3 protein-coding genes and 1 pseudogene are annotated in these 4034 nt (G+C 74.3%); 1 reads left to right on the plus strand and 3 read right to left on the minus strand.

Translation table 11 applies throughout. The annotated features are described in order from the left end of the window. Positions 1 to 1522: LCP family protein (locus AE652_RS36875; RefSeq protein WP_049659496.1), on the plus strand; the 1522-nt coding region annotated here is incomplete at its 5' end. On the opposite strand, the gene AE652_RS36880 is transcribed toward AE652_RS36875, so the two are convergent. The 3 genes and pseudogenes from AE652_RS36880 to AE652_RS36890 all read right to left on the minus strand — a co-directional run. Further along, positions 1523 to 2137: an acyltransferase gene (locus AE652_RS36880; RefSeq protein ID WP_049659502.1), complete on the minus strand. Its 615-nt coding sequence runs from the start codon at positions 2135 to 2137 to the stop codon at positions 1523 to 1525. It abuts the gene before it with no gap. A 137-nt stretch (positions 2138 to 2274) separates the two neighbouring features. Continuing rightward, complete coding sequence (locus AE652_RS36885; protein WP_049659498.1) at positions 2275 to 3315, minus strand: glycosyltransferase family 2 protein; 1041 nt, start codon at positions 3313 to 3315, stop codon at positions 2275 to 2277. A gap of 161 nt (positions 3316 to 3476) precedes the next feature. After that, a pseudogene (locus tag AE652_RS36890) lies at positions 3477 to 4034 on the minus strand (hypothetical protein); the annotation flags it as partial.

The raw sequence follows: 4034 nt of genomic DNA on the forward strand, positions 1-4034 counted from the left end.
CGCACCGGCCCCGGAGGGCCGCCGGGACACCCGTCGGCGGGCCGCCGCGCTCGCCAGGCGCAGCCGGCGCCGACGGGCCCTCAAGTGGACGGCCGGGGCGGGCGCCCTGGTGATGGTCGCGGGCTGCGGCGGGGCGTACTACCTGTACCGGCACTTCAACGACAACCTGACCTCGGTCAAGGTCCAGCTGGGCGACGAGTCCGAGCGCCCGCCGGCCGCCGGGGACGCGCTGAACGTCCTGGTGATCGGCACGGACAGCCGGGAGGGCCTCGGCCGGGAGTACGGCGACGAGGGCAGCACCGGGCACGCCGACACCACCCTGCTGTTCCACATCGCCAAGGACCGCACCAACGCGACGGTGATCAGCCTCCCGCGCGACCTGATGCTGCCGATCCCGGAGTGCCAGAGCACCCAGGGCAAGAAGATCCCCGGCTCGGCGCGGGAGGAGTTCAACAACAGCCTCGGCCAGGCGGGGCGCGACGCGGGCTGCACCTGGAAGACCGTCGAGAAGAACACCGGGATCCGGGTCGACCACTTCGTGCAGGTCAACTTCGAGGCGGTGAAGAGCCTGTCCACCGCCGTCGGCGGGGTCGAGGTCTGCGCGGCCAAGGACATCAACGACTCCGGCTCCCACCTCAAGATGACCAAGGGCCGGCACGTGGTCCAGGGCGAGGAGGCGCTGGCCTTCGTCCGCACCCGGCACGCGGTCGGCCAGGGCGGCGACCTCACCCGGATCCCGCTCCAGCAGCAGTTCATCAGCTCGATGATCCGCAAGATCAAGAGCGACGACACCCTGACCAGCCCGACCAAGCTCTACAAGCTCGCGGACGCCGCCACCAAGGCGCTCACCGTGGACTCCGGCATCGGCAGCGTGGACAAGCTCAAGGACCTCGCGCTGGACATCAGCAGGGTCGACACCAAGAACATCACCTTCACCACCGCGCCCGTCCTGGACGACCCCAAGGACGAGAACCGGGTGATCCTCAAGCAGCCGGACGCCGGGCAGCTGTTCGCGATGGTCGCGGCCGACCGCTCGCTGACCGAGACCGCCGCCCCGCCCGCCCCCGAGGCACCGGCCGCCGACGCCTCGGCGGCCCCGGCGGCCCCGGCGGCCCCGGCCCCCGCCACGCCGGCCGCCACCCTCCCGGCGATCCACCTCAAGACCGCCCAGCTGACGGTCCGCAACGGCAGCGGCAAGCGCGGACAGTCCGGGCCGACCGTGGAGAAGCTCCGGGCGAAGGGCTTCGACCGGGCCGCGGTGGGCAGCGACGCACCGCCCGCCGACACCACCACGGTGTCCTACCCGAGCGGCATGGAGGCCGAGGCCGGCGCCCTGGCCGCCGCCCTCGGCCTGCCCGGCGACGCCGTCCGGCCGGCCGAGAAGTCCGACCCGAAGAACGGGCTGCTGCTGGTGCTCGGCAAGGACGTGCTGACCGCCCCCGCCACCCCGGCGGTGCCCACCGAGGCGCCCGAGGACCTCCAGCGGGTGCAGGCGGACGACACCGACGTCTGCGCCAAGTAGCTACAGCGGTACGAGGGTTCCGTCCCGCTCGCGGTAGCGCTCGGCGGTCCGGGGGCACTGCCAGCCGCCGTCCCCGGCGGGCCGCAGCGGCTCGCCGGCCCGGCCCACCCAGCCGATCCGGCGGGCCGGGACACCGGCGACCAGGGCGAAGTCCGGGACGTCCCGGTGCACCACGGCGCCGGCCGCGACCAGGGCCCAGCGGCCGACCGTCACCCCGGCGACCAGCACCGCCCGGCCGCCGATCGAGCAGCCATGACGGAGCGTCACCCCTTCGGCACGCCAGTCGAGTTGGCCCTTGGGGAGGCCGTCGGGGGTGACCGCGCGCGGGTACCGGTCGTTGGTGAGGACGGCGGCCGGGCCGATGAACACCCCGTCCTCGACCACCGCCGGCTCGTACACCAGCGCGTGGTTCTGCACCTTGACCCGGTCCCCGATCCGGACGCCGGGGCCGACGTACGCGCCGCGGCCGATCACGCAGTCCGCGCCGACCACCGCGTCCTCGCGGACCTGGGCGAGGTGCCAGACCGTCGTCCCGGCGCCGATCGCGGCCCGTTCGTCGACGTCCGCGCTCGGCTCGATCCGGGCCGCGCCCGACCCGCCCTCAACTGTCGCCATGCGCACCGACGATAGCGGTGCCGGGAAGGTGCCGGACGGGTCCCGGACGGGTTCCGGACGGGTTCCGGGCGGTGCCGCCGAGGAGGCGTCGAGAAGGCGCCGGGGCGGCTGCCGAAACGAATCGGCGGATCCGCGGATCAGCCGGTCTTCGAGAGCACGTCCTTGGCGGCCGGGCCGACGCTGGCGATCACTCTCCGGGCCAGCGAGCGCGGTGAGGTCAGGAAGCCGAAGCCCCAGCTGAGGTGCATGGTCGCGAAGGCCACCGGCAGCAGCGCCTTGGCCTTGAACGACAGGCCGCGCCCCTCGACCGCCGCGCCGCCGAGGATGCCCAGCAGGTACGCGCCGGGCACCGCGAGGAAGGCCGGGTGGACGGCGGCGCCGAGCCCCAGCCCGAGCAGGACCGCCGCCAGTGCGGCCGGCGGGGCGAGGTAGCGCAGGTTGACCGAGCCCCGGTGGTAGCGGGTGACCACCCGGCGCCAGCGGCCGTAGTCCTTGTACTGCTTGGCCAGCGCCCGCACCGAGGGGCGGGGCCGGTACGTCACCTTGAGCTGCGGGGTGAACCAGACCAGGCCGCCGTCCTGGCGGATCCGGTAGTTCAGCTCCCAGTCCTGGGCGCGGATGAACTCCTCGTTGTAGCCGCCGAGCTTCTCCAGCACCTCGCGCCGGAACACCCCGAGGTAGACGGTGTCCGCCGGGCCGGCCAGGCCGCCGGTGTGGAAGGCCGCGTTCCCGACGCCGATCTTGGAGGTCATCGCGGCGGCGACCGCGTTCTCCCACTCGGTCTCGCCCTCGGCGTGCATGATGCCGCCGACGTTGGCCGCGTCCATCTCGCCGAGCAGCCGGACCGCCGTGGTGATGTAGCCGGGGGTGAGCAGGCCGTGGCCGTCCACGCGCACGACTATCGGGTGCCGGGAGCCCCGGATCGCGGCGTTCAGCCCGGCCGGCGTCCGGCCGGTGGGGTTCGCCACCGTCCGCACCCGCGGGTCCTCGGCCACCAGCTCGGCCGCGATCTCCGCGGTGCGGTCGGTGGAGGGGCCGAGGGCGATCACCACCTCCATCGGCCCGGGGTACTCCTGGTCCAGGATGCGCCGGACCGCCGTGCGCAGGTGACGTTCCTCGTTGAGCACCGGCATGATCACGGAAACAGCCGGCAGCTCCTCAGCAGCCTTGGTGTTCATCGGGGCCAACCGTACCGGTGCGGACGTGTCCTCGTCTTGTCCCGGTCCGGGCTGCCGGGGACGCCTCGCGGTGCCGCGCCGGTGCTGTGATCAAGAACACCGTACTCCCCCTTACGCGCAGGCCGGAAGCGGTGTGGATCCGGTGGCGGTCCGGGGTGGGTTCAGAGTGCGTAGTGGGCGACGGTGAACACCGCGTAGCCGGTCAGCGCGAGCCGGTTCACCAGGTGCTGGGGGCCGCCCAGCCGGTCCGGCAGGGCCTGTGCCGGGCGCAGGTCGGGGCGGTGGGCGGCGGTGGCGACGGTCCGGGCCACCGCGCCCGGGTCGTACCGGCCGCCGAAGAGGGCGGCCAGCCAGACCGCCGGGCGGCTGAAGAAGGAGAACTCCCGCCCGCCGTGCAGCCGGATGGTGAGCAGGTTCCGGTGCGCCGCCGCCGCCGAGATCTCCGCCCACCGGTAGCAGCGGGTGCGCAGCGCGGTGGCCACCCGCAGGCCGTTGCGGTCGGCGACCAGCTGCCAGGACAGCGTCTGGGCGCAGGCCAGGATCGCCAGCGAGCCGATCCACAGCGGGCGCAGCAGCCCCTCCCACCAGCCGTCGTCGTCGAGCAGCACCACGGCGGCGGCGACCACCAGCGCCGCCACCGGTCCGGCGGCCGCGCGCAGCGGCAGCGGCATCTCCCAGCGGCGGGCGGCCAGCGGCTCGGCGTCCGGACCGGCCGCCGG

Origin of the sequence: Kitasatospora sp. MY 5-36, from assembly GCF_001182915.1 — a bacterium.
GTDB lineage: Bacteria > Actinomycetota > Actinomycetes > Streptomycetales > Streptomycetaceae > Kitasatospora.